At 67.1% G+C, this 25392-nt stretch carries 23 protein-coding genes; 5 read left to right on the forward strand and 18 right to left on the reverse strand.

From position 1 onward, the window contains the following. Positions 1–30: 30 nt before the first annotated feature. The gene (locus tag FIV34_RS12460) at positions 31–1218 is read left to right on the forward strand and encodes a cation:proton antiporter (RefSeq protein WP_139983218.1); all 1188 of its coding nucleotides are present in this window, start codon (positions 31–33) and stop codon (positions 1216–1218) included. Here FIV34_RS12460 and FIV34_RS12465 read toward each other — a convergent pair. Beyond that, positions 1166–2623, reverse strand: coding sequence for a cryptochrome/photolyase family protein (locus FIV34_RS12465; RefSeq protein ID WP_139983220.1), 1458 nt, complete (start codon positions 2621–2623; stop codon positions 1166–1168). The genes FIV34_RS12460 and FIV34_RS12465 overlap by 53 nt on opposite strands. A gap of 123 nt (positions 2624–2746) precedes the next feature. Here FIV34_RS12465 and FIV34_RS12470 point away from each other — a divergent pair, with 123 nt between their 5' ends. Continuing rightward, entirely contained in the window at positions 2747–3196 is a 450-nt protein-coding gene (locus tag FIV34_RS12470) for a glycine zipper 2TM domain-containing protein (protein ID WP_139983222.1), read from the forward strand. A gap of 419 nt (positions 3197–3615) precedes the next feature. Here the strand turns inward: FIV34_RS12470 and FIV34_RS12475 are convergent, their stop codons facing one another. The 11 genes from FIV34_RS12475 to FIV34_RS12525 form a co-directional block, all read right to left on the reverse strand. Then, a complete protein-coding gene (locus FIV34_RS12475) occupies positions 3616–4851 on the reverse strand; it encodes an ABC transporter permease (RefSeq protein ID WP_139983224.1) in 1236 nt (411 codons plus the stop codon). Next, positions 4851–6134, reverse strand: coding sequence for an ABC transporter permease (locus tag FIV34_RS12480; RefSeq protein WP_170207621.1), 1284 nt, complete (start codon positions 6132–6134; stop codon positions 4851–4853). Before FIV34_RS12480 ends, FIV34_RS12475 begins: the two co-directional genes overlap by 1 nt. A gap of 397 nt (positions 6135–6531) precedes the next feature. Beyond that, positions 6532–7512 (reverse strand): tetraacyldisaccharide 4'-kinase, encoded by a 981-nt coding sequence (gene lpxK, locus FIV34_RS12485; protein WP_139983228.1) that lies wholly within the window; start codon positions 7510–7512, stop codon positions 6532–6534. A 2-nt stretch (positions 7513–7514) separates the two neighbouring features. Beyond that, entirely contained in the window at positions 7515–9296 is a 1782-nt protein-coding gene (gene msbA / locus FIV34_RS12490) for a lipid A export permease/ATP-binding protein MsbA (RefSeq protein ID WP_139983230.1), read from the reverse strand. After that, entirely contained in the window at positions 9293–9721 is a 429-nt protein-coding gene (locus FIV34_RS12495; protein WP_139983232.1) for an ExbD/TolR family protein, read from the reverse strand. Before FIV34_RS12495 ends, msbA begins: the two co-directional genes overlap by 4 nt. 3 nt (positions 9722–9724) lie before the next feature. Beyond that, positions 9725–10384 carry a MotA/TolQ/ExbB proton channel family protein gene (locus FIV34_RS12500; RefSeq protein WP_139983234.1) on the reverse strand — a complete coding sequence of 220 codons (660 nt, stop codon included), beginning with the start codon at positions 10382–10384 and terminating at the stop codon, positions 9725–9727. 120 nt (positions 10385–10504) lie between these two features. Then, a complete protein-coding gene (locus tag FIV34_RS12505; protein WP_139985917.1) occupies positions 10505–13804 on the reverse strand; it encodes a GH92 family glycosyl hydrolase in 3300 nt (1099 codons plus the stop codon). A 160-nt stretch (positions 13805–13964) separates the two neighbouring features. Next, positions 13965–16130, reverse strand: coding sequence for a DNA internalization-related competence protein ComEC/Rec2 (locus FIV34_RS12510; protein ID WP_342777355.1), 2166 nt, complete (start codon positions 16128–16130; stop codon positions 13965–13967). 255 nt (positions 16131–16385) lie between these two features. After that, positions 16386–17006: a hypothetical protein gene (locus FIV34_RS12515; RefSeq protein ID WP_139983236.1), complete on the reverse strand. Its 621-nt coding sequence runs from the start codon at positions 17004–17006 to the stop codon at positions 16386–16388. Between the two features lie 109 nt (positions 17007–17115). Further along, positions 17116–17982, reverse strand: coding sequence for a histone H1-like repetitive region-containing protein (locus tag FIV34_RS12520; RefSeq protein WP_139983238.1), 867 nt, complete (start codon positions 17980–17982; stop codon positions 17116–17118). A 166-nt stretch (positions 17983–18148) separates the two neighbouring features. Further along, positions 18149–18757: a rhomboid family intramembrane serine protease gene (locus FIV34_RS12525; RefSeq protein ID WP_139983240.1), complete on the reverse strand. Its 609-nt coding sequence runs from the start codon at positions 18755–18757 to the stop codon at positions 18149–18151. Positions 18758–18886: 129 nt separating this feature from the next. Between FIV34_RS12525 and FIV34_RS12530 the strand changes: the two genes are divergently transcribed. Beyond that, complete coding sequence (locus FIV34_RS12530) at positions 18887–19762, forward strand: PhzF family phenazine biosynthesis protein (RefSeq protein ID WP_139983242.1); 876 nt, start codon at positions 18887–18889, stop codon at positions 19760–19762. A 4-nt stretch (positions 19763–19766) separates the two neighbouring features. On the opposite strand, the gene FIV34_RS12535 is transcribed toward FIV34_RS12530, so the two are convergent. From FIV34_RS12535 to FIV34_RS12550, 4 genes are all read right to left on the reverse strand, one after another. Beyond that, the gene (locus FIV34_RS12535) at positions 19767–20621 is read right to left on the reverse strand and encodes a dimethylarginine dimethylaminohydrolase family protein (protein WP_139983244.1); all 855 of its coding nucleotides are present in this window, start codon (positions 20619–20621) and stop codon (positions 19767–19769) included. A 62-nt stretch (positions 20622–20683) separates the two neighbouring features. Continuing rightward, positions 20684–20959 carry a hypothetical protein gene (locus tag FIV34_RS12540; protein WP_139983246.1) on the reverse strand — a complete coding sequence of 92 codons (276 nt, stop codon included), beginning with the start codon at positions 20957–20959 and terminating at the stop codon, positions 20684–20686. A gap of 104 nt (positions 20960–21063) precedes the next feature. Next, positions 21064–21942 (reverse strand): NAD(P)-dependent oxidoreductase, encoded by an 879-nt coding sequence (locus FIV34_RS12545; protein WP_139983248.1) that lies wholly within the window; start codon positions 21940–21942, stop codon positions 21064–21066. 14 nt (positions 21943–21956) lie between these two features. Then, positions 21957–23132, reverse strand: a complete 1176-nt coding sequence (locus FIV34_RS12550; RefSeq protein WP_139983250.1) for a BaiN/RdsA family NAD(P)/FAD-dependent oxidoreductase — start codon at positions 23130–23132, stop codon at positions 21957–21959. A 90-nt stretch (positions 23133–23222) separates the two neighbouring features. Between FIV34_RS12550 and FIV34_RS12555 the strand changes: the two genes are divergently transcribed. Continuing rightward, complete coding sequence (locus tag FIV34_RS12555) at positions 23223–23705, forward strand: YajQ family cyclic di-GMP-binding protein (RefSeq protein ID WP_139983252.1); 483 nt, start codon at positions 23223–23225, stop codon at positions 23703–23705. 25 nt (positions 23706–23730) lie between these two features. Here the strand turns inward: FIV34_RS12555 and FIV34_RS12560 are convergent, their stop codons facing one another. Beyond that, entirely contained in the window at positions 23731–23934 is a 204-nt protein-coding gene (locus tag FIV34_RS12560; protein ID WP_139983254.1) for a hypothetical protein, read from the reverse strand. A gap of 74 nt (positions 23935–24008) precedes the next feature. Then, positions 24009–24224, reverse strand: a complete 216-nt coding sequence (gene cspE, locus FIV34_RS12565) for a transcription antiterminator/RNA stability regulator CspE (protein ID WP_139983256.1) — start codon at positions 24222–24224, stop codon at positions 24009–24011. 320 nt (positions 24225–24544) lie between these two features. Between cspE and FIV34_RS12570 the strand changes: the two genes are divergently transcribed. Further along, positions 24545–25315 carry a hypothetical protein gene (locus tag FIV34_RS12570; RefSeq protein WP_139983258.1) on the forward strand — a complete coding sequence of 257 codons (771 nt, stop codon included), beginning with the start codon at positions 24545–24547 and terminating at the stop codon, positions 25313–25315. Positions 25316–25392: the final 77 nt, after the last annotated feature.

Consider the following 25392-nt stretch of genomic DNA (forward strand, 5'->3'; position numbering starts at 1 on the left):
TTTGGCGGCGTCGGATCAGGAACGATCACCATGCACGACTCGGCAGGCATCCTGCTTACCCTTTTCGCTATTTTCGTCGCCGCGCAGATCGGTGGCGAGATCGCGCAACGCCTTAAATTACCGGCCGTGGTGGGCGAAATCGCCGCCGGCTGTGCCATCGGCCCCAGTGCCCTCGGCTGGGTGTCCCTGCCGGATATCGCCATCGGCACGCCGCTGGATGTGCTCGCCGAAATCGGCGTCATCCTGCTCCTTTTCTCAGTGGGACTGGAAACGCGGCTCGACGACCTGAAGAAGGTCGGCGCCAGCGCCTTCCTCGTCGGCGTGCTTGGCGTGTTCATCCCGTTCGTGCTCGGCGCACTGTGGGCGCACGGCTCGGGCTTCGACTGGATCCGCTCCATGTTCGTCGCCGCGGCCTTCGTCGCCACCTCGGCCGGCATCACCGCGCGCGTGCTGCAGGAGCTCGGCGTGCTGCAGCGCCAGGAGGCGCGGATCATCCTCGGCGCCGCCGTCATCGATGACATCCTCGCCATGCTCCTGCTCGGCGTCGTGTCGTCCCTGCAGGGCGGCGGCAACGTCGACGTGGGCAGCCTCGTCGGCACGCTGGTCGGCGCGATCGGTTTTGTGGCGGTGATCGGCTGGGGCGGCACGCGGGTGATGCGCCGCGGCTCCGGCTGGCTCGACAAGCCCAGCCATCCGATGTCACCGCTGGCCATCGTCCTGGCCCTTTGCCTGGGCCTGGCCTACCTGTCGATGCGCTTCCACCTTGCCGCGATCATCGGTGCCTTCCTCGCCGGCATGATTGCCTCGGAAACCCGCCAGCGGCATCAGCTGGAGGAACAGACCGCGCCCCTGCTCGCCTTCCTCACCCCGTTCTTCTTCGTGGTGACGGGTGCGAAAGTGAACCTGGCTGCCCTGGGCAACGCGAGTGCGCTGTGGGCGCTGCTGGTTGTCACCGTCATCGCCATCGTCTCCAAGCTCGCCGGCGGCTTCCTCGGCGCGCTCAAGCTCGGCCGTCGCGGCGCGGCCATCGTCGGCTTTGGCATGGTCCCGCGTGGCGAGGTGGGCGTGGTGATCGCCAGCCTCGGGCTTGCCGCGGGCGTGTTCGACGAGACGATCTACGCGGTGATCGTGGCGATGTCGCTGCTCACCGCGATGGTGACGCCGCCTATTCTCGCGTTGCTCCTGCGGGAGCCCCGCGCGCCTTCTGGTACGCCGTAAGCGCGTCCTCGCGGCTGCTTTTCAGGTCGACGATGGGCGACGGGTAGCCGGAGCGCTTGAGGAACGCGGCGTCTTCCCACGGCGCGTGCACCAGCCGGCCGGGGGCGTCGCGCAGCTCGGGCACCCAGCGGCGGATGTAGGCGCCCTCGGCGTCGAACTTCTCCGACTGGGTCACCGGGTTGAAGATGCGAAAGTACGGCGACGCATCCGCACCACTGCCCGCGACCCACTGCCAGCCCATGGCATTGTTGGCCAGGTCGGCGTCCACCAGGGTGTCCCAGAACCACTTCTCGCCCAGCACCCAGTGCTGGCGCAGGTTCTTGGTGAGCAGGCTGGCGACCAGCATGCGCACGCGGTTGTGCATCCAGCCGGTGGCCCACAGCTCGCGCATCCCGGCGTCGACGATGGGGATGCCGGTCTTGCCCTGCTTCCAGCGACGCAGCGCGTGGGCGTCGCGTTTCGCCCAGCGGAACGCATCGAACTTCTTGTTGAAGTTCTTCTTCGGCGTGTCCGGGAAGTGCCACAGCAGATGGTGCCCGAACTCGCGCCACCCGAGCTGGCGCAGGTAAGGCTCAAGGTCGGGGGCGTTCTTGCGGCGGGCGAAGTGCGCACGCAGGCGATCCGCCACCTGGCGCGGCGAGATCTCGCCGAAGTGCAGGTGCGGCGACAGCCGCGAGGTGCCATGCCGGGCCGGCAGGTCGCGGCCGGTGTCGTAGTGGCCGACGGCGTCGTCGGCGAACAGGCTGAGCATCTCCTGTGCGCCCTCTTCGCCGGGCGTCCATTCGTCGAACCCTTTGGCCCAGTCGAGGGTGGGCAGCAGGGCGAGGCTGTCGAGGTCATCGGACTTCGGCACGGTGCCCAGGTGCAGCGGCGCCGGCGTGTCGAGTGGGCCCTGCTCGTCGATGCGGGTCCGCAGGTTGCGCCAGAACGGGGTGAAGACGCGGTAGGGCTCGCCTTCCTTCGTGGACGTTTCCCAGGGGTTGCACCACAGGCTGGCGTTGAACGACGCGACGTCGAGGCCGTCGGCCTCGAGCGCCTTGCGCACCTTCTCGTCGCGCTTGCGGATCAGCGGGTCGTAGAGCAGGTTGAAGTAGACCGCGGTGGCGCCGGTGGCCTTGATCGCCGCACGCAGGGCCCCGAGGCTGCCGCCGCCGTCGGCGGGTGCGGACGTCGAGGCCGCCACCACCTGCAAGGCGCCCCGATGGTGCTTCAGCCCGGTATCCAGGGAGGCCAGGGAATGGTGCAGCCACCAGCGGCTGGCGGCCCCCGGCGCCCATTCGCCCTCTTCGTGCGGGGCGTGGATGTAGAGGGGGATGACCCGGTCGTAGCCCTGGGTGGCGGCGACGAGGGCGGGATTATCTGCAAGACGGAGGTCCCGGCGGAACCAGACGATGGCGGTAGTCATCGGCGTAGTATCCACCGTGTGCGTGAAATGCGAATGCCGATCTAAATCCGTTCAGTTGGAATGCTTAGACTGTGCGTACGCGCGGTCCCCTTCCCTGTCCGGCCCCGCGAATAGGAGATCTCCATGAACATCAAGACCATCCTCGCCATCCCCGTGGCCGCCCTGCTCGCCTCGGCGGTTGCGATGCCGGCCGCTGCCGCCACGCTGACGCGCCCTGATGGCATTTACGTGCGTTGCGACCAGTGTGGCGTGGTGCAGAGTATTGAAACGAATATTACCCAGGGCCGTGACCACGGCACGGCGGGCGCGGTGATTGGCGCGATCGCGGGTGGCGTGCTGGGCAACCAGGTGGGCCGCGGTAATGGCCGCAAGGTGGCGACGGTGGCGGGTGCCGTGGGCGGTGGTTTTGCGGGTAATGCGATTGGTAAGGGCGGCGGCGGTGAGAGCTATACGCTGCGCTTGAAGATGGGTACGGGTGGTTATACGAATGTGACGGTGGCGGATGCTTCGTCGATTCGTCAGGGCGATATTGTGGTCGTCGATGAGAAAGGTAATGTGCAGCGCGTGCAGTAATTGCGGCGGCGCGGATTACTTTGGAGAGGCCGGGCATGTCCCGGCCTTTTTCTTTTTGGGCTTCCGATAGGGCTCGGCTTCGCCTTCGCGGTAGCGCTCTGACGTGGTCGCAGAGGAGCCCTGGGTGCCCACCCTCGCTGCTCAGACAACGCTCTGCGTTCGAAAAGGAGAGCCGCTACGCGGCTGGTTTTCCTATTGGCCTACGGCCGCGAACCGGTGGCTGGGCGGGGGTTTTCGACACGACATTCCCTGTCGTGGCGAAAACGGTGGGCCCTCCATGGCCCACCCCCTGCGGGCCTGATCCTTCCAGCCCCCTCGCGACACTAAACTCGCCTCGAGGGTGGGCACCCAGGACTCCCGTCATTGCAGAGGTTTCGTGACGGAAAGCCACCGCAAGAGCTTGGGCCCTGTGGCGCAACTCAACAGGCGCGAATGGCTTTGGCGGGATCGATACGAGCTGCTCGGGTTGAGGGGAAGGAGGCGGAGGCCTGGCCTAGGGTGAGGATGGCGATGGCGCTTGCGGCGATCATCCATAGCGGGAGCGGTGGTACGCCGTAGCGCAGGCCTAGGGCGTAGTTGAGGGCCCATGCTGCGGCGGCGCCGACGATGACGCCTGCGCCGCAGAGCATGGCGTTTTCGATGAGGAAGTAGCGGATGACGCCGGTGCGGGTGGCGCCGAGGGCGCGGCGGATGCCGATCTGGCGTTTGCGGCGTTCGACCCAGAAGCCGGTGAGGCCGACGATGTCTAGTGCGGTGACGAAGACGAGGATGGCGCAGATGATTGTCAGGCTGATGGCCATGGCGCGGTCGCGTTCGTAGGCGGTGGCGCGTATTTCGCTGAGGGGGCGCAGCTTGCCGAAGGTGCGTTGGGGGTTGGCTTCGCGTAACGCGGCGCCGGCGGCGGTCATGGCGGCGGCGAGCTGGCCGGGTTTGGCGCGGACGAGGTAGAGGCCGCGCGGGCCGTGGTCGCGCAGAGGCAGGACGACGGAGTCTTCGGCAGTGGCGGTGTCGGTGGTGTTTGCCGCGTCGTGGGTTTGCAGGCGGTCGAGGATGCCGACGACGCGCAACGGATGGTCGGGTTCGGGTGTGAGATAGATGGTCTGCCCGAGCGCCGAGCGGCCGGGGAACAGGCGTTCGGCGATGGAGCGCGTGATGAGGACGACCGGGGGTAGTGGCGCGCGGTTGTAGCTGCCGTCGGTGATGTCGTCCTGGCGGAAGTCGCGGCCTTCGATGAGCCGCAGGCCCAGCGTGGCGACGCCACGCTCGTCGAAGGTGTAGAGGTCGACGTTGCCTTGCTGGGCCTGGATGTCGCGTGCGCCGGGGTGCAGGCTGATGCCTTCGACCCATCCACTGCCGCGCAGCGGGTAGCTGTTGGTGGCGACCGCGTCGGTGACGGCAGGCAGGCGGCGCAGTGCGGCAAGATCGGCCTCGCGCTGGCCGTGCGCACTGCCGGGGTTGTCGAGGAGATAGCCGAGGGCAAACAGGTCCGGCTCGTCCACGCCGGTGGGCCGCGACAGATGGGCGGTGTGCGTGCCGATGAGGAAGACGATGTTGCCGACGATGGCGAGCGTCAGCGCGATCTGCAGCACCAGCAGGCCGGCGCCGAGGCGGCCGCGCTTGAGGGCGGCGAGGATGGGAGCGATATCGTTGAACATCACAGGCCTCCCTTGAGCTGGATGCCCGGCGCCGTGCGCATGGCCAGCCACGCGGGGTAGATGCCGGCCAGCACCGCGGAGGCGGCGGCGAGTGCGACGGTGCCCGCGAGGAGTGGGCCATCGATCACGGCGATACGCGCCAGGTCGCCGGGGAACAGGTCGCGCATCAGGCCCAGCGCGCCGAGGGTGAAGGCGATGCCGAGCACGCCCGCTGCGCTGCCGATCAGTCCGGCTTCGGTCGCGGCCTGCAGGAAAACAGTGCGGCGGCTGGCGCCAAGGGCGCGACGCAGGCTGTATTCGCCGGAGCGTTCGAGTGAACGGGCCAGCATCAGCGCGAGCGCGCAGACGATGCAGATGGCGAGGAAGCCGAAGGCGACGATGACCGAAAGCCGCGCGTCATCGCTGACGACCTTGCGCGCGACCAGCCAGTCGCGGACGTTGCTCAGGCGGATGTTGGCGGGCCAGCCGAAGCGGCCGGCGGCGCGCTGACCCTCGGCATACGTCGTCAGCCCTTCCGCGTAATGCCGGGCGTCTGCCGTCGAGGGCAACTCGGCCCAGTACTGCAGCCAGACGCACTCCGATGCCAGGAGATCCGCGTAGGTATCACCGCGCGGGCCGGCGTCGCAGTATTCGTAGCCCATCGTTTCCATTTCCAGGCTGACGGCGGTCTGCAGCGGGAGGTACACATCCTCGCCTTCGTCGAACGCCTGGCCGCCGGCCACGTCGAAGAAGCGCGGCCGGGGATCCCACGGGCCGGCAACGCCGATCACGCGCCACGCATCGCCGTTGAGGAGGAGCGTACGGCCCACGCTGTTTTCGCCGCCGAAGACGCGGTCGTTGAGCGCGGACGAGATCACCGCGACGCGGGCACGGTCGCCTTCTTCGGCGTCTGTCCAGCCGCGGCCGTAGCGCAACGGCACGTCGAACATCGTAAAGAACGGGGCCGATGTGGCGCGGCCGGCGACATGCGTGCCCTTCCCTGCTTCCCCGTCGGCCTTCAGGGTCAGGCCGACCTGGAGCATCGCCGCCTCTCGGGTGGCGCGATGCATCGACAGCCACGCGGACGCGTCGCGCCAGGTCACCTGCGCGGGCGGTTCGTTGTCACCGGGCTTGCGGCTGCGCGGGCCACCGTTGTCGATCTGCACCGCATAGAGCTGGGATGATTTTTCGGGAATGGGATCCCGCGCCATCGTATGCAGGATGGTAAACGCCGACATGCTCATCGCCACGCCGAAGGCGAGCGCCAGCACCATCATGGCAACCAGCACAGGCTTGTGCCGCATGCTCGTCATCGCGAGCCGCACGTAATATCCGCCGAGCATCCGTCTCTCCCCTGGTTCCTTCGCCGCAGCCCCCGCCGCGACGTTGGAACGGAATCGTGCAGGGATCATGCCATGCGGTCGAGGGCGTCGCAGCGTGAAGGCATGCTGTCCGCGGACATATTGTTGTCCGGGGCGGACAACGCTCTAGCGCTCTGACGTTGACGGCATGGAGCCCTGGGGCCGACGTAAGCAGAGGGCCGCTCAGTTATCGGGTTTAGCGATGGCGGAACTACGGCCCGCTCCGCAAGGACTGCGTCCGGCGGCACCAGGGCCCTTGCCGTCCCCGCCCCGCGAAAGCCACAAAGGCAAGGCGGCGTCAGCCGCTAGTCACATGCATTCGCGCAAGCGAATGAACCGATTAACGCGCAGCACGCACCATCGCGGCGACCGCGTCCCAGAAGGACTCAGGCAACACCGCGCGTACCGGCACGCGCCACCAGTTCGCGCGAGCGAACGCCCGGCATTTCACGGCGTCCTTGTCGGTCATCAGCACCGGGCAGCCGTCGGCGAACAGGAAGTCGTCGCGGGTGAACGCGTGGTGGTCGGCAAAGGGATGGCCGTCGACGGCGATGCCGTGGCTGGCGAGGCTGGCGAAGAACCGTGACGGATTGCCGATGCCGGCGACGGCATGCGCTGGACGGCCCGCGAAGTCGCTTAGCGGCGCGCTCAGCGTGGGGTCGTCCATGTTCACCGCGGTGCCGCCTTCCAGCCGCATCGGGATTTCGTTGGGCTGCGGCGTGCCGCCGTTGACGACGATGAAGTCGACCTCGGCCAGCCGCGTCGCCGGCTCGCGCAGTGGACCCGCAGGCAACAGGTGGCCGTTGCCGAGGCGGCGCTCGCCATCGATGACGCAGATTTCCACGTCGCGGCCGAGGCGATGATGCTGCAGGCCGTCGTCGGCAAGGATGAGGTCGCAGCCGGCATCGATGAGGCGGTTTGCGGCTTCGGGGCGTTCGCGACCGATGGCCACGGGAAAACCGCCCTGGCGGATCAAGGCGGGCTCGTCACCGACCACCGCCGGATCGTCATCGTCCTTGAGCAGGTACGGGCCGCGCTCGCTGCCGCCGTAGCCCCGGCTGACGATGCCGGGCCGGAAGCCGCGCTCGGCCATGGCCTGGGCCAGCGCCACGATGAGCGGGGTCTTGCCGGTGCCGCCGAGGGTGATGTTGCCCACCACCACGACAGGGACGGGCAGCCGCACGACCTTCGACGGGTCCGCGCGGAAATCCTCGGCGCGGCGGCGGATCACGCGGGCGTATAGCGCTTCGAGCGGGCGCGTCCACCAGGGCGGGTGGCCCACGCCGTACCAACGTCGCTGCAACGACGCGCCGAGGGCCATGCTTAGCTCGCCGTGACCTGCTCGTGGAACTGCATGCGATGCAGGGCCGCGTACTGGCCACCCATATCGAGCAGTTCACGATGCGTACCGAGCTCCACTACCCTGCCCTGGTCAAGCACCGCGATCTGGTCGGCGTGCTCGATGGTGGACAGGCGGTGGGCGATGACCAGCGTGGTGCGGTCGCGCATGAGGCGGGTCAGCGCGTCCTGGATCAGGCGTTCGGATTCGGTATCGAGCGCGCTGGTGGCTTCGTCCAGCACCAGGATCGGCGCGTTCTTCAGGATCGCGCGGGCGATCGCGAGGCGCTGGCGCTGGCCGCCGGACAGCGAATTGCCGCCCTGCCCGATCCGCGTGTTCAGGCCTTCCGGCAGGCGCTCGATGAACTCCATCGCATTGGCGGCCTGGGCCGCCGCGACGATCTCCGCCTCGGAGGCGCCCGCCATTTCGCCGTAGGCGATGTTCGCGGCCACGGTGTCGTCGAACAGCACCACGTGCTGGCCCACCCAGGCGATCTGCTTGCGCAGCGACGGCAGCGTGTACTGCGTGTAGTCGCGGCCATCGATCAGGATGTGGCCGCTGGTCGGCTGGTAGAAGCGCGGCAGCAGGCTGACCAGGCTGGACTTGCCGCTACCGGAGCGGCCGACCAGCGCGGTGACGGTGCCGGGCGCGCAGGCCAGCGTGACACCGCGCAGCGCGACGTGGTCGTTGCGCTCGTACACCAGGTGGATGTCTTCGAAGCGGATATCGCCCTTCGTGCGCTCGAGGACATCCGTGCCGGTATCGATTTCCGGCGGCTGGTCCATGATCTCGAACAGGTCTTCGGCCGCCGTGACGCCCTTCTGCAGGCTGGCCTGGATGCCGGCCAGGCGCTTTAGCGAGGGCATCATCGCGCCCATGGCCGTAAGCACGGCGGTGAAGATACCGGGGGAAATGGTGTTGAGGATGGCCGGCCGCGTGGCGAGGAAGACCAGCATCGCCAGTGCCATGGCGCCCACGGTCTGGATCGTCGCGCTGGAGGCGGCACTGGTGGCGGAGACCTTGAGGTTCAGGTGGCGCTGGCGCTCGGCCACTTCACCGAAGCGCTCGGCTTCACGCTGCTGGCCACCGTAGATGCGCACTTCGCGATTCGCCGCGACGGCTTCTTCCACGGCACTGGTGACCGTACCCATGTTGCCCTGGATGCGCTTGCTGATCTTGCGGTAGCGGCGGCTGATGATCGTGACGATCACCACCACGCAGGGCACCAGCACCAGCAGCGCCATGGTCAGGTACGGGCTGTAATAAAGCATGACGGCGAGCATGCCGATGACCGTGAAGCCTTCGGTGATCGCCACCTTCAGCGAGTCAGCCGACGCCGAGGCCACCTGCTCGCTGGTGTAGGTGATGCGCGAAATCTGCTGGCCGGAGGGCTCACGCGCGAAGAACGTGGACGGCAGGCGCAGGTAGGCCGCAAACACATCGATGCGCATGGCCTGCACGACGTTACGGCCGACGTAGGCGATACCGTAATCGGTGACGTAGGACGCGACGCCGCGCACCAGGAAGATGCCGACGATCCAGATGGGCATCCAGAAAATGGTGCTCGGGTTCTTGTCGACGAACAGGTTGTCGATCATCGGCTTCAGCGAGCCGGTGAACACCGACAGGCAGATCGGGTCGACGATCATGCCGATGATGGCGATGTAACCGGCGCTGCGGAAGCGCCGGGTGTAGCTCAGCAAGCGCTTGTACGTCTGCCAGGTCCGGGCATCCCAGACCGACACTTTCTTGGGCTTGTCGCTCACTTGCCGCCCGCCGTCTCGGTGGGGGTGGTGGCGATGGACAAGCGGGTGAAGCCGGCCTGGCCGAGGGCGTCCATGGCGCGCACCACGTTCTGGTGCGGGGTCATGGCGTCGGCACGGATGACGACGAGGCGATCGTGGTTGTCACCACCCACGCGCTCGATCGCGCTCTTCAGCGGCTCGAGGCCTTCGCCCATCACTTCGTCGCTGCCGACGGAGTAATGGCCATCGCGGTCGACCACGACGGTGAGCGCGTTGTCCGTGGAGTCACGGGCTTCGGCGTCGGCCTTGGGCAGGTTCACCTTCAGCCGCGAGTGCTCGACGAAGGTGGTGCTGAGCACGAAGAACATGAGCAGGGTAAGCAGGACGTCGATCAGCGAGATCACGTTGATCTCGAAGTCGTCCTCGCGACGGGCACCGATACGCATGGATCAGCCGACCTGCTGGGCCGGGGCCTGGACGTCGGTGGCGCGACGACGCGGTGCCGGCGAACGCGCCGAGAGATCGTCGAGCAGCGCGGTGGCTTCCTTCTCCATCTGCACGACGTAGCCGCTCACCTTCGAACGGAAGTAGCGGTGCAGCACATAAGCGGGAATGGAGACGATGAGACCGAAGGCGGTGCAGATCAGCGCTTCGCCGATGCCGCCGGCCATCTTGGTCGGGTCACCGATGCCGCCGGCCATGACGTTCATGAACATGCGGATGAGGCCGATGACCGTGCCGAGCAGGCCGAGCAGCGGGCCGATCAGGGCGATGGTACCCAGGGTATTCAGGTACCGCTCCATGCGGTGGACCACATGGCGACCGGTGTCCTCGATGCGCTCCTTGATGATGTCGCGGGGGCGATCGCGCACGGCGAGCGCGCCGGCGAACAGTTCGCCCAGCGGCGAGCCCTTCTCCAGCGTGGCCAGGTGGGACGCATCCAGCTTGGCCGAGCGCGCCCATTCGCGGACTTCCGCGCCGAGGCCCGGCGGCAGTACCGCCGCGCGGCGCAGCGCCCAGAAGCGTTCCAGCACGATGGCAAGGGCGGCAAAGGAGCAGATCAGGATGGGCGCGAGCGCCCAGCCGCCGGCAAGAAGAATCTCGAGCACGTGAACCCCGGGGGTACTAATCAGTCAAGGCGGCATGATAGCAGGGCCCGGGCGGGGGACTGAGTCGGCCTTCACACTGGCTGAACGTAGGGGGCGTCCCTGCCCCCGGTCAGCGAAGGATTACTTCGCCAGCAGTTCCAGCTCGGCGACGGCCGTGGGGCCGCTGCCATCCAGCGTGAGACGGTAGTGCGCGTAGCTGCCCGGTGTGGCGATGGCGAAGCCACGGGTCTGGCGGTGCCAAGGGAAGGTCTCGTCGTGGCGCTCGTCCAGCACCTGCCAGCGCTTGCCGTCAGCGGAGCCTTCCAGCTTCCAGCCGGTCGGCGCCGCGGCGCTGGCGCCGGAGGTGATCGTGTACATCGACACCGTCGCCGGCGCGGCGAGACGGTCGACCACCACGGCCTTGCCGGTGGGCAGGGCCAGCTCGGTACCCGAGTCGTTATCCACGGCCGCGGCCAGCGTGCTGGCCTTCTTGCCGTCCAGGGTGAGGTCGGCGGCCTTCATCACGTCGTGCAGCGGTGCCGGCTTGGCGCCCTCAGCCGTGATCGACGCCGGCAGCGCGTCGGCGCCGGTGCCCCAGTTCGACGGCGCCGGGCCCATCGTGAACTCCAGCGTCGCACCCTTGGCCAGCAGCTCATGCGGCAGGGTCAGCTTGTTCCACGGCTGGCCGTTGACCTTGAGCGACTGGACGAAGCGGTTGGTGTCGCTGACGCCCGGCGCGCGGATGTCGATGGTCGCGCCGCTTTCGAGGCGGATGGTCATGTGCGGGAAGTACGGCGCGCCGATGACGTATTCCGGCGTACCCATGCGCAGCGGGTAGAAGCCCGTGGCGCCGAAGATCCACCACGCCGACATCTCGCCGTTGTCTTCGTCACCGGGGTAGCCCTGGCCGATCTCGCTGCCGACATACAGGCGCGACATGGCATCGCGCTGCTTGTCCTGGGTCTTCCACGGCTGGCCGGCCTCGTCGTACATCCAGATGATGTGGTGCGACGGCTGGTTGGAATGGCCGTACTGGCCCATGCGCACGTCGCGCGCTTCCAGCATTTCGTGGATCTCGCCGCCGTAGTCGCCGACGTCGTAGTTGCCCGGGGCGCTGAAGAACGCATCGAGCTTTTCACCGAGTTTCTCGCGGCCACCGTACAGGCCGGCCAGGCCGGCGCCGTCCTGCGGCGCATCGAAGGTCATGTTCCAGGCGTTGGTTTCGGTGTAGTCGCCACCCCAGCGGATCGGGCTGAAGTCCTTCGCCGTCCAGCGCCACTTGCCGGCCTTGTCACGGGCCACGAAGAAGCCGACTTCCGGTTCGAACAGGTTGGCGTAACCGACGGCGCGGGCGCGGTACCACGCCGCGTCATCGGCGTAGTTCTTGTAACCGCCGCCGTGCGCGCTGTCCTTGGCCAGCGCCTCGGCGAGATTGGCGATGCCGAAGTCGTTGATGTAACCGGCGGTCGACCACGACAGGCCTTCCTTCACGCCGTCATCGGTGTAGCCATTGAACAGCGAGCGCTCGATACCCTTGCGGCCGGCGCCCTTCACGTCCGTGCTGACCGTGGAAGCGTTGCGAATGGCCGAGAGGTAGAAGTTGGCGACGTCGAAGTTACGCACGCCCTTCAGCCAGGCATCGGCGAAGGCGACGTCGGAGCTGGTGCCGACCATCAGGTCGGCGTAGCCCGGCGAGGTCCAGCGTGCGATCCAGCCACCGTCGCGGTACTGCTGCACGAAGCCGTCCACCATCTCGCCGGCTTCCGTCGGGGTGAACAGCGTGTAGGCCGGCCATGCCGTGCGGTAGGTGTCCCACAGGCCGTTATTGACGTACGGCTTGCCGTCCACGATGCGCGCACCGGTGTGCGTGTCCGTGTTCTCGCCCGTCGCGGCCGAGAACGGGCTGGCGTACTGCCACTTCGGCGCGTCCTTGGTGCCAGTGTTTTCGTAGGCCTTGTTCGGATACAGGAACAGGCGATACAGGTTGGAGTAGAGGATGGTCTTCTCGTCGCGGCTGGCGCCTTCCACCTGGAAGCGGCCGAGACGGTCGTCCCAGGCCTTGCGGGCCCGCTCGCGCACGCTGTCGAACGTGTCGTTCGCCGCGACTTCCTGGCTGAGGTTGGCCTTGGCCTGGTCGACGCCGATGAGCGAGGTGGCGATGCGCATCGTCACCTGCTTGCCGCCCTTCTTCGTCGTATCGAACCCGAACCACGCCGACGCGGCGTCACGCTTCTCGCCGGTGAGGCGACCGCTTTCGGCGACCGGCTTGTCGAACTCGGCGTAGAAGAACAGGCGCGTGGCACCGGTGGACAGGCCACTCTTCACGTCGGACCAGCCCTGGATGCTGCGGCCGGCCGGGTCGAGCGTCACCGACGCCTTGTCGTTGAGGTTGTCGAACACCAGCTGGGCGCGCTTGCCGGTGAAGGTGAAGCGGAACACGGCCGCATGGTCGGTCGGGGTGATTTCGGTGCGGATGCCGTTGTCGAAGTGGACGCCGTAGTAATCCGGATGGGCCGTCTCTTCGTCATGGGTGAACGACAGCGCGCGCGTTTCGCGCTTCAGCGCCGGCGCACCGCTCTCCACCTGCGCGGGCATCACCTGGAAGGTCTGGCGCTCACCCATCCACGGGCTGGGCTCGTGCGAGAGGCTGAATGCCTGGATGCGCGGGCGGTTATCGTCGCCGTTGTTTTCCTGGTACTGGTACAGCCAGTTCGAGCCCGCCTGGGTGACCGGCGTCCAGAAATTGAAGCCGTGCGGCGTGGCGACGGCCGGGAAGTTATTGCCGCGCGAGAAATTCGGATTGGCGTTGGAACCGCGGCGGGTGTCGACGTAGTCGGTGGGGTGCGTGCTGGTGAAGGCCGGCTGCACGCCGATGCGGATGTCGTCCACCCAGCCTTCGAAGGCCTTGCCGGCCGGCGCGTCGGCGCTCAGCTCGATGGACTTGACCTTGCGGCCCTTGGCCACGGCGCCCAGATCCACGCTGACGTAGTTCCACTGGTCGGGGTAGAGCACGCGGCCTGCGCCCTGGCCTTTCGCCGTGACAGGCACGCGGTGCTGGTCCACGGCGCCCTTGGTCGAGAGCTTCGAGCCATCGTCGAAGACGACGTCGACGCTGACGTAGTTCGCCGGATTGGCCAGGTCACCCTTGTTGGAGCGCGGGAACACCAGCCAGGAAAGTGTCGTGTTATCAACGACCGGGACGCTGGCATCGAACAAGCGCGCGGTAAGCGGCGAGCCGGTCGAGGTGCCTGCGTAGTGCAGCGAGTGCGTGCCGGTGAACCCGACATCCGCCTTGGCGGTGAGCACCGCTTCCTTCGGCGGGCCGCCGGCAATCTGGACGTCCAGGCCGCCAAACGGCGCGGAGGAAAGCGCGGGATCGCCGGCTTCAAACGAGCTGTGGAACCCCGGCGGCGTGGCGGCTAGCACGCCAGCCGGCACCATGATCGACGCGATCGCCAGGGCGAGTGCCGCCCTGCTCCAACCCAGCTTCGTTTCAGCCACGCGCTGTTCCCCTTAGTAATGGACTGGGCATTTAAATCGTTCTAAATCGACAATGTCAAATCGCAGTGCAGCACAAAATCACTCGCCTCACCCCACCGGGCTATTCCCGCCAGTAGCGATCCGCGGGCCTGCGCCACTCACGGGAGACGCTCGGCTCACCCTGTGCGGGGACGTCAACGCGCACCGCGCCGCTGCGCGCGGTGTCGTACACCTCGGCGCCCACGGCCGCATGCCGATCAACCACCGACGGGTGCGGGTGACCGAAGCGGTTGCGCCAACCGCTGGAGGCGATGGCGAGTCGCGGATGCACCTTGCGCAACCAGCCGGCCGTGGAGGCATGCCGGCTGCCGTGATGGGCGATGGTGGTCACCGTCGGCAGCGGTGATGCCAGGTCGGCCGTGGCCATGCGCGCCTCCGCCGCGGTGCCAATGTCGCCGGTGAGCAGCAGGCGACCGGTCGGCCCCTCCACCGCCAGCACGCACGAGCGATCATTGGCCTTCACCTTCCCGGTGGGCGGCAACGGCACATCGACGAAGCGGAAGGTGACGCCATCCCAGGCCCATGGGGTGGCGCCCGCGCAGGGCACGGCATCGAAACGCAGGCGCCGCGGCTCGCCCGACCACACGACGGCGCCGGGATAGCGGCGCTGCACCGACGCCGCACCGCCCGCGTGATCGTTATCGCCATGGCTCACCACCAGCGTGTCGACCGGCGCGATACCCAGGGCCGTGACTGCGGGCAAGACGATGCCCGCGCCCGCGTCATGGCCGCCGGCGTAGTCGGGGCCCGCGTCATAGACCAGCGTGTGCGACCGCGTGCGCACGAGTACCGCCAGCCCTTGCCCCACGTCGAGCACCCATGCACGAAACGCCCCATGCGGCAGGCTTTCTCGCGCGGGCCAGAGCAACGGCATGAAGCACAACAATGCGAACCCACGTAGCGGCATCCCCCGCGGGGCGAAGACCCACGCCGCGCCGGCGGTGGCCAACCCGACCGCACACAAGCCCGCATCGGGCACGGAGACCTGCGCCCCGGGCCAGCTCGCCATCGGCGTGAGGACGCGCCACAGCCCGCCCATGAGTGCCGCGGCAGCCTGCAGGAGCGGCGAGGCCACGGGGCCGAACGGCAGGCTGGCGCAGCCGCCCAGCGTGAGCGGGATGACGGCGAAACTCACCAGCGGAGCCGCCACGAGGTTGGCCGCGAACGACAGCAACGACGCGCTGCCGAACAGCCACCACGACACCGGCAACAAGGCGACGCTCATCACCGCCTGCGTGCGCAGCATGGCGATGACTCGCCCTCGCCACCCGTCTCCCGCCGGCGCCACGCACGCCATGAGGAACGCGACGCCCGCGAACGAGAGCCAGAAGCCGGCGGACAGCACGGCGAGCGGATCGAACACCAGCACCGCCAGCAAGGCAAAGGACAACAGGGAAAGACCGCCCGCACGCCGGCGCAACACGGCCGCCAACACGAGTACGGCCACCATCAGCAAGGTACGCACGGTAGGCAGGCTCATCCCCGCAAGGAGGCCATAGCCCATGGCGACACCCATGCCGAGCAGCGCCTGGGCCACGCGCCGCGGCATCACCGTGGCCAGCCAGGGCAGCAACAGGTAAAGGCCGCGCGCCGCGAGCACGCCACCACCCGCGGCCACGCCCACGTGAAAACCCGAGATGGCGATGAGGTGCGAGGTACCGGTCGCCCGCGCCACGTCCCAGTCCGCGGCATCGAGGCCGCGTGTATCGCCGACCGCCAGCGCTTTCAGCACGCGCGCGCTACGAGGGCCGAGCAACGCATCCATGCGCTGGCCGATGGCGTCGCGCCAGCCGTCCACGCAACGACCTTGCGCCAGGCGCGCGTTGGTCGGCGATGCGCGGACGTAGCCCGTCGCGGCGATCCCCTTCATCAACGCGGCGCGCTCGGCATCGTTGCCGCCCGGATTCACCACGCCGCGCGGGCGCCGCAGGCGAACGACCAGGCGCCACGATTCGCAGGCCAGCAGCGGCTCCGGCGCGCGAAACCACGTGAGCCGCAGCGGACCACCGATGGACGGTTCACCGGCGCGCGGCAGCGGCTGGAACACGAACGCGATGTCCGCGCCCCTGCGCCGCGGCAGGTCGACGATGCGCCCGGTAAGGACGAGATCCTTGCCTTCCCACGCGCGCGGCAGCCTCGCTTCCATGCGGTGGATGGCATGTGCGGCGGCCCAGCATGCGAACAGAAGCAGGACGCACGGCAGGCGCAGGCCCGGCCAACGGCGCATGAGGAGGCATAGCGACGCACCAAGGGCAACCGCCCCCAGCACCGGCCACGACGGAAGCGACGGGAACGCCTGCACGAGCGCACAGCCCGCCAGTGCGGCCAGGGCAAACGTGCAAAGAGTGAAAGGAGGCGCGCGGAAGGCCACAACGACGACGCTGGCGAGAAGGTTCGCCAGCGTAGGTCGCCACCCTCAGGCAATGGCCCGACGCGACGTGTCAGCGCGCGCCGCGGCGAGGCGTCAGCCTAAGCTGTCGGATTAGTCCGTCTGGTTCCGCGAACGGCCACGGTCACGGTTACCGCCACCCTGCCCCTGCGAGGGCCGCTGGATCGCGCCGCCGTTACTCGTGGGGGAACGGTTGTAGCCACGCCAGCCTCCCGGCGGCGGATTCGGCCGACCCTGCGGGGAGCCATGGTCATCACCGCGCGAACCCCAGCCACCCGGCGGCGGCCGGCCGTGCCCGTCGCCGTCGAAACCAGGACGCGGCGGCGGACGGTTGTTGTTCCACCCGCCGGGCGGCGGCGGACGGCCGTGACCGTCGTGATCGCCATCGTGGCCGTGATCACCGTCGTGGCCGCGATCGCCATAACGGCGATCGTCGTAGCGGCGGCGGTCGTAGTAGCGACGATCGTAACCACCGCCGCGATACAGCACCGTCGTGCCGCCATAGCAGCACCCGGCGCCGTAGCCGCCGTATCCGTAAGCCGGATAGTCGTAGTAACCGACATCGCCCCCGACCACCGTGGTGGTCGTCTGCGTGCCGTAATACGCATCGCCTCCGCTGCTATTGCGCACGTAACCGTAGCCCGGGTCGTAGTAACACCCGGAGAGCGCAAGGCAGGCCGGCAGGGCCAGCAGGGACAACGACCATCGGCGCATGACGAGCCTCATAGGTGAGTGATTCCCACACTGCGCCGGGTTGGTTGAACGCGCGCTAAAAAAAGAAAGGGCCGCGAAAGCGACCCTTCCTCTTCGTTCAGGCGGTGGATCAGCCCTTGTTCTTCTGCTGGTCACCGCGCTCGTGCGAGGCGTTGGCGTAGCTGGCTTCCGGCGACGGCACCTTGGGGGCGTCCGTCTCGTTGCCGGCCTGGGCCCCCGGATTGCCATTACGATCGCCCGACGGCCACGACGGCGGCTGGCGATCGCGTTCCTTCTTGGCATCGAGCAGCGCCTGGATGTGCGCTACCGCTTCTTCCTGGGTGATGTGCTGGATCGGCTCGTCGGCCGGTGCGGCGGGCTTCGGTGCCGGACGCGGACGCGGCGCGGTGCGCGGCGCCTTCGTGACCGGTGCCGTCGGCGCGCTGGCTTTCTTTGCGACGACCTTCTTCGGCGCGGCCTTCGGTGCCGCGGCCTTGCGTGCCACGACCTTCGTGGTGCTGGCCTTCTTCGCTACCGTCTTCTTCGGCGCTGCCTTCGTCGGGGCGGCCTTCTTCGCAACCGGCTTCCGGGCGACGGTCTTCTTCGCCGGTGCCTTCTTCGCGCTGGCCTTCTTCGCTACCACGGGTTTGGCGGCGGCCTTGCGCGGCGCGGCCTTCTTCGCGGCGACCTTGCGGGCCGGCGCCTTCTTTACGGCTTTCTTCGCCGCCGGACGGGCGACCTTGCGCGCGGTTTTCTTCGCGGCGGCCTTCTTTGGCGCAGCTTTCTTCACGGCGGCTTTCTTCGGCGCGGCCTTCTTTACGGCGGCCTTCTTCGGAGCGGCCTTCCTGGCAGCGGCCTTCTTCGGCGCTGCCTTCTTCACCGCTGCCTTCTTCGGCGCGGCAGCTTTCTTTACGACGGCTTTCTTTACGGCAGACTTCTTCGCGGCGGATTTCTTCGCCGTGGACTTCTTCGCGGCAGACTTACGGGTCGTTGCCATGCGCTCATTCCTCCTGCGGGGTAAGCCGACGCGAACCGCCCCCCACCGGGGAAACCCGCGTGCATGCCGGATGATCGACGTCGATCAGTTGGGATCCGGTAAGCCGCATGATCTAACAGCTGTCGGCGGAAGTCACATCAATTTGTAGGAAAAGTTCAGTTCCGAATCAGAAAGCGCCGGGCTGTGAGATCACATTGAGGAAGTGCGGCACGATATCGGGGCGCAGGACGATGGTGAAAATCACACCGTAGGCAGCGCCCCACAGGTGCGCGCCGTGGTTCACGTTATCGCCGCCGCGACGGTCCATGTAGATGGAATAGACCACGAAAAGAATGGCGTAAAGAATGGCCGGCATCGGGATGATAAACACCAGGATTTTCGACCACGGCGCCAGCAGGACATACGCGAACAGCACGGCCGAGACCGCCCCCGATGCGCCCAGGCTGGTGTAGCCGGCGTTCTTACGGTTCTTGATGTAGGTGGGCAGGATCGAGCAGAGCAGCGCGCCGATGTAGAAGGTGACGAAGCCCAGGGGGCCCATCGAGACGGTGTACAGCGTCTCCATCACCCGGCCGAAGAAGAACAGGGTGAGCATGTTGAAGAACAGGTGGCCGAAGTCCGCGTGCACCAGGCCATAGCTGACCAGCCGGTAGTACTCGCGGCTGCGGGTGATCGCGGGGGGCCAGAGCACCAGGTCGTCCATGAGACGACGGTTCTGCAGGGCGATGAACGAGACCACACAGGTCACGAGGATGATGAGGATCGTAGTGATCATGCGCGGGTATTGCGTCCAGTAAACGGCGAACCAACGCGCATCTTGGCGGCATCACGGCGCCTTGGGAACCCCGCGCCCCGCCTGATGGGGGCTATCATTCACGACTTCCCCCCTCGCCTGCCCCCACCGATGTCCCCTATTCGATACAAGCAGCTCGACGTCTTCGCCGCCCGCCACGGCGGTGGCAACCCCCTTGGCGTGGTGATCGACGCGCAGGGCTGGTCCGACGAGCGCATGCAGCGCTTCGCCCACTGGACCAACCTGGTCGAGACCACCTTCCTGCTTCCCGCCCGGGCCGAAGGCGCGGATTACCGCGCACGGATCTTCACCCCGAGCAAGGAAATCCCCTTCGCCGGCCATCCCACCATCGGCAGCGCGCACGCCGCCCTGGATGCGGGCCTCATCACCCCGGATGCCGCCGGCGTGGTCTGGCAGGAATGCGGGGCGGGCGTGCTGCCCATCCTCGTGGAAGGCACGGGCGTGGCGCGCGAGCTGTTCGTGCAGTCGCCGAAGGCCCGTGTCGTCGGCGATGCGTCGCGCGGTGGCGAATGCCTCTCCGGCGTCCTCTATGGCGTGAAGCTGGGTGCGCTCAAGCCCGCCTGCGTGGAAGGTGGCCGCCGCTGGTGGGTCACGGAGTTTGCCGATGAAGCCACGCTGCGCGCCTGGCGCCCGGACCACGCGGCCATCCGCGCCCTGGCCTTGGCCACAGACACCCTCGGCATGTGCATCTTCGCGCGCACCCCGGAAGGCCTGGCCGTCCGCGCGTTTCCGGCCGGCGTCGGCATCGTGGAAGACCCGGCATCGGGCGCCGCGAATGGCCTGATCGCCGCGTACATCGCCACCCACGAGGCCAACGGCCCGCTGGCGACGGGTTATGTCGTCAGCCAGGGCCGCGAAGTGGGCCACGATGCACGGATCATCATCCGCATCCAGGGCGAGCACGTCTGGGTGGGTGGCCGCACCAACACCATCATCGACGGCGTGGTCGACTGGCGCGACGCGTAAGCGGCTACGCGCCTACGGCTTCATCCAGGCGCAGCGTCAGGCATTTCGCTGCGCCGCCGGATTTCATGTACTCATCGAGGGCCACCTCGATGACCATGAAGCCCGCCCCCTCCAGCCGTGCGCGCAGGTCCGCGCTTGCACGGTTGAGGATCACCACCCGGCCCAGGTTCACCGCGTTGCAGGCAAACGCCGCCGCGTCGTGTTCGTCGACGATGATGCGCTCGGCCGGTGCCACGTGCTGCTCGATCAGGGCGAGCGAGGCCGCGTCGAACGCTCCCGGGAAATACAGCGTGTAGCCGTCCGTGAGCGGACAGAAACAGGTATCGAGGTGGTAGAAGCGCGGGTCGGCGAGCTTCAGTGGCAGGACGTCGACATCCAGCAGGCGGCCCAGCGCCGGGGCGGCGTCGAGGTCGGACCGGTGGCCGTGGCCCATCCACAGGCGGCGGCTGGTGCCGCGATCGAACAGGCCATCGCCCGCGCCTTCGAAGAAGACGCCCTCGGGCAGGTCCGCGATGTCGAACCCGTGATGGGTAAACCACGCGCGGTTGTGGGGTTCCTCGCCCTTGCGCTCGTCATAGCGGAAGCGACTGGGGACGAAGGTGTTGCCGAAAACGAGGCCGGCGTTGGCCGCGAAGACCATGTCCGGCTGGCCTTCGGCCGGTGGCTGGATCACCACGTCCGCATGGCGCTGGACGGTTTCGCGCAGCGCATCCCACTGGCGGTGGGAACGTTCGGCGGTGGTGTCGTGGACATGGCCCGTCATCCAGGGATTGATGACGTAACTGACCTCAAAGTACGTAGGGGCGCACATCAGGATGCGAGGCACCGTGCGCTCGAAGGTCGGGGTCGTTTCTGCCATGGACGAAGCACGCCTTGATGGGGGAACGTGCCCCCATCATGGCAGAACGCCGCGGTGGGGCGTCAACCCACGCCTTTCAGGATGCCGGCGACCGAATCCGAGGAGAAGTGCAGTTCCTTCAGCGCTTCTTCGAGGGAGTCACGCGAGTTGACCTCGCTTTCCACCTGCTCGCCCACGCTGGCTGGCGTGACGTGCACAAACCGGTGGCCATCCTGGTAGGCGATGCCTTCGTCGTGGAAGTTCTGCCTGGTCAGCACCTTGAAGGTGCCGTCATTGGACTCGCGTACGGTGACGCCACGGCCCTCGTGCTGGCCCTCGTACACCGTTTTCCAGCTCACGGTCATATCTGTCGCCTGGGAAGCCGCACAACATCGTGCCGCCCGATTGTGGCCAATCAGGCGGGGTAGTGATTGTGAAGACGTGCGTAAATCGCCGTAAGGCCCTAGTCCTTCAGCTGGGCCCGGGCAGCCGCCACCCGGGCCAGTCCGGCCCAGTCGATGTCCGCATCGCCCCGCCCCAGCGACTCCAGCATGGCGTCGTGCAACACGCTGGCCACCGGCATCGGCACCCGCTTGGCGTCGGCCGCCGAACGGGCCAGGCCGACGTCCTTGAAGCCCAGGCTGAGCTTGAAGCCGACCGGCTCGTAGCGATTCTCGGCAATCATGCCGCCGTAGATCTTGTAGACCGGCGAGGCGAACAAGGTGTTCTGCATCACCTCGAGGAAGTCCTTCGCCTCCACGCCGTGGGCACGCGTCAGCGCGGACGCCTCCGCCATGCTCTCGATCGCCGCGCCAATCAGGAAGTTGCCGCCGATCTTGACGATGACGGCACGCACCGGGTCGTCGCCCATCGGCCAGACCTTCGCGGCCAGCAGCTCCAGCAGCGGCTGCACCTTCGCCACGGCCTCCGGCTTGCCCGATACCACCATGTTGAGGTTGCCCGCCGCCGCGACCTCGGGGCGGCCGAACACCGGCGCCGAGACGAAGCCGATGCCCCTGGCCTCGTGGGTCGAGGCCAGGTCTTCCGCCAGCGCCACCGAGATGGTCGCGTGGTTCACGTGGATCGCGCCCCTGGGCAGCGCCTCCAGCACGCTGCCGAGGATGACCTCGCGCACCGCCGCGTCGTTGGCGAGCATGTTGTGGACTACATCCGCGCCCTTCGCCGCCTCCGCCGCCGTGGCGGCCACCGTCGCACCCAGCGCTTCCAGCGGCTTCGCCACGGAGGCCGTGCGGTTCCACACCACCACCTCGTGGCCGCCCTTGATGAGGTTCGCGGCCATGCCCGCGCCCATGCTGCCCAGACCGATAAAACCGATACGCATAACGGATGCTCCTGTCAGAGGGCCTGGCCGGCGGCATGTCCCGACGCCCAGGCCCATTGGAAGTTGTAGCCGCCCAGGTGGCCGGTGACGTCCAGCACTTCGCCGACGAAATACAGCCCGGGCTGACGCTTGGACATGAGGGTGGACGACGACACCTCGTCGGTATCGACGCCGCCGAGGGTCACCTCGGCCGTCCGGTAGCCCTCGGTGCCGCTGGCCACGAGCGGCCAGTCCTGTAACTTTGCCGCGATGTCCTTCAACTCCGCGTCACGGTACTGGCGCATCGGCTTGCTCGGCAGCCACACCTCGCACAGGCGCTCGGCCAGGCGGCGCGGCAGCAGGCCCGACAACACCGTGCGGAATTCCGCGGCGGGACGCTCGTTGCGCCCGGCGACCAGCGCCTCGTAGGCATCCACGCCCGGCAGCAGGTCAAGGCGCAGGTCCACGCCGGGCTCCCAGTAAGACGAGATCTGCAGGATGGCCGGCCCGCTGATCCCGCGATGGGTGAACAGCATGGCGTCGCGGAACGAGGCGTCGCCCGCGCTGGCCGCGATGGGTAGCGCCACGCCCGCCAGCCCGTCATAGCGCTCCTGGTGCTTGCCGCTGAGGGTCAGCGGCACCAGCCCGGCACGCACCGGCAGCACCTGGTGGCCAAACTGTTTCGCCACGTCATAGCCAAACCCGCTGGCACCGAGGCTGGGGATCGAAAGGCCACCGGTGGCGACCACCAGGGCCGGCGCCCGCACGTGGCCCAGCGGCGTGTCGCAGCCGAAACCGCCCTCGCCCGCCTTGATCCGCCGCACCGGGGTGTTCAGCTCCACCTGGACGCCAGCCGCCGCGCATTCGTCCAGCAGCATGCGGACGATCAGCTTGGAGGACTCATCGCAGAACAGCTGGCCGGGGCTTTTCTCGTGGTACTTGATCCGGTGCTTCTCGACCATGTCGATGAAGTGCCAGGGCGTATACCGGGCCAGGGCCGATTTGCAGAAATGCGGATTGGCGGAGAGGAAGTTGGCCGGGGTGGTGTTCGTATTGGTGAAGTTGCACCGGCCGCCGCCAGACATCAGGATCTTCTTGCCCGCCTTGTTGGCGTGATCCACCACCAGTACCCGCCGGCCGCGCTGGCCAGCGACGATGGCTGTCATCAGGCCCGCGGCGCCTGCACCGATGACAATGGCATCGTATTCCATGGGTGGGGGCCTGCCTGCGCGTGCAAACGCATATGGTACTGCCGTCGCGTAGAATTGTCGGCTGTCACACTTAACCCGAGGACCCGCCCCATGCCTTCCTTTGACATCGTTTCGGAAGTCGACAAGCACGAACTGGCCAACGCCGTGAACCAGGCTGTCCGCGAGGTATCCACGCGGTTCGACCTGAAGGGCACCGGCGCCACCTTCGAGCTGGAAGATAACGTCATCACGGAGAAGGCACCGAGCGACTTCCAGATCGAGCAGATGCACGACATCCTGCGCGCCCGCCTCGCCGCCCGCCAGATCGACCTGCGCGCTCTCGACGTCGGCAAGATCGAATCCAATCTCGCCGAAGCCCGCCGCAAGGTCACCGTGAAGCAGGGCATCGAACAGCCCGTCGCGAAGAAGATCATCGCCAAGATCAAGGAAGCCAAGCTCAAGGTCGAATCCCAGATCAACGGCGAGAAAGTGAAAGTCACCGGCAAAAAGCGCGACGACCTCCAGGACGCCATCGCCCTGCTCCGCAAAACCGACTTCGAACTGCCGCTGCAGTTCGAAAACTTCCGCGACTGATCAGGCAGCACAGGGAAGCGCGGCATCAGCCGCGTTTCACCTCCGTGTCCGCACCACCGATAAGCCGAACATTCGTCGCATAGAGGATCCCCTCCGGCGACCGACACACATCAAACTCCACCCGCTGCTCCGGCCGCAGCAAAAGCGCATCCGCCGGCATGACCCGGCGCTCGGCCGATTCGATCTTCGCCTCACGCGCAAATCGCCGCATCATTCGCGCCGGCAACATCTCCCCCTCCGGCCACCCGTCCCCGTCCCGTGGATGCATGGCTCCATCCTCCAGCGTTGCGAAACGATCCGCCCTCAGAGGGCCCTCACGTTGTCAGCCTGAGGTCCTTTCTGACCCTGTGTCACCTCGTACGCCACCTTCTGCCCCTCCTGAAGCGTCTTGAATCCATTCCCCTGGATGGACCTGAAGTGAACGAAAACGTCAGGCCCACCCTCGTCCTGAGTGATGAAGCCAAATCCCTTCGCATCGTTAAACCACTTCACGGTTCCCGTCTTCTCGCTCTCGCTCATGACACGTCCTCGTTCCAGCACCCCCGCATAACCAACCTACGCCGACACTCATATCGGCAACAGGTATGCGCGCTGGCTATCGATGCGCCATTCGGGCAGCCAGAATGTAACTATCTGAACAACTGAACATATGGGCTCTATCCCTCGCCGAAGTTCAGTGTCTCGAACCCCTCTGCGAAACGTCTGACATGATTTCCGTATTTTTCAGACTGGTCTCATTCTCCAGCGCGCCAGCTATCCATAAATTCCCCTGATCCACGCCACCTCGGCGTGACTTTGGGGAGACACGAATGGTTAGAAGAGCAACAATGTTCCGGCACATGATTCTCTGCGTACTCGCCCTGGTCGCCATGGCACCGAGCCTCGCGAGCGCAGAAGGACACATCAAGGTCTCGCTGAAAGCCGCCCATCCAGACGAGCCAGGCGCGAAAGTCATCGTGACCGTGACCAACACCGGCAACTCACCGGTTCACATCATGAAGTGGGACACGCCGTTCCCGCCGTCCGGCGGACGGCTGGCCCGGTCGCTATTCACCGTCACAGACGCCGAAGGCAACAAGGTGCGCTACCTGGGTTCCTGGGTGAACTTCGGCGGCCTGAAGATGCAGGCCTTCCAGCTCATCGCTCCCGGCGAGGTGCTCACCAAAGAAATCGATCTGGCGTCCGAATACGACTTCAAGCCCAACAGCATCTACACCATCGGCTACGAGATGGACCTGACTCGCGAACCCGAGCCACTGGTCGTCTCAGCGGCAGAACGCGCGAGCTTCATCCCCCCGACCCAGACAGTGGCCGTTGCAGAACCCATTCACATCTTCTTTGGGGCGACTGTTTCCAGCACCGCAGCTATCAACCGTACGCCTCGGCCTTCCGCTTCGGCCCTCCGCCACGACACCTCACCGATGAAGAGAGCCCTCGGTGCCCACCCTCGAGGCGAGTTTAGTGGAGCGAGGGGGCTGGAAGGATCAGGCCCGCAGGGGGTGGGCCATGGATGGCCCGCCGTTTTCGCCACGACAGGGAATGTCGTGTCGAAAACCCCCGCCCAGCCACCGGTTCGCGGCCGTAGGCCAATAGACAAACCAGCCGCGTAGCGGCTCTCCCTTTCGAACGCAGAGCGTTGTCTGAGCAGCGAGGGTGGGCACCGAGGGCTCTGCGCCTCGACCCCCAG

The sequence above is a fragment of the Luteibacter pinisoli genome (assembly GCF_006385595.1).
Classification (GTDB): Bacteria; Pseudomonadota; Gammaproteobacteria; order Xanthomonadales; family Rhodanobacteraceae; genus Luteibacter; species Luteibacter pinisoli.